This is a genomic window from Vibrio sp. 1249-1 (assembly GCF_033340495.1).
Window position 1 is genome coordinate 1 of sequence record NZ_JAWOWJ010000309.1, and the last position, 849, is coordinate 849.

The 849-nt window shown below is 47.3% G+C and carries 1 protein-coding gene; it reads right to left on the bottom strand.

Features of this window, described 5'->3' with window-relative positions:
• The coding region (locus R7Z50_RS26045; protein ID WP_318149547.1) for a tripartite tricarboxylate transporter permease at window positions 1-849 on the bottom strand (849 nt) is incomplete at both ends.

The following is an 849-nucleotide window of genomic DNA, read 5'->3' on the forward strand; positions in this document are numbered from 1 at the left end:
ACATCCATCGTATTGAACGAGACGAAGTACACACCTGTAATTGAGAAGAACAAAATCATCGGAAGAAGCACTGTTCTTGGAACGGCCAGTAGTTTCGAGATGTAAGGAATCAACGGCAAGTTAAGGATCACAAGCACGATGTTACCAAAGTACATTGAGATGATGACTGACCAGAAGACATCCGGGTGTTCAACAAACAGGCGAGGGCCAGGTTGAATGCCGTAGGCGATTAACGCGCCAAGCATAATAGCGGTGGTGCCTGAGCCTGGAATACCCAGCGTTAACAATGGAACGAATGAGCCACTTGATGCGGCGTTGTTCGCTGATTCTGGCGCAACTAGACCACGAATGCTGCCTTTTCCGAACTCTTCTTTTTTCTCTTTTGGAGCCAAGTTGCGCTCTAAGCCGTAACTTAGGAATGCCGCGATTGTTGCGCCAGCGCCCGGAAGTACGCCAGTAAAGAAACCTAGGATAGAAGAGCGGATCGATACCGGAGCGACTTCTTTAATTTCCTCTTTGGTGACTTTCATCGAGCCGATGTTGCTCAATTTGTCTTGCTCTTCATCACGAGTATCGTTTGAAGGTTTGAGAATCCCCATTAAGGTTTCTCCCAAAGCAAACGTCGCCATTGCAAGAAGAAGGAAGCTAAAGCCGTCCATCAAATCGGTTAAACCAAAGGTGAAACGCTCGACACCAACGCCTTTATCGATACCGACTGTCGACAGCATCAAGCCAAGAATGGTCATCATCCACGCTTTAATGACCTGACCTTTACCAGCAAAAGCCGCAACGGCAGACAAGCCGAGCAACATCAACGCAAAGTAATCAGAAGATTGAAAGCTTAATGAC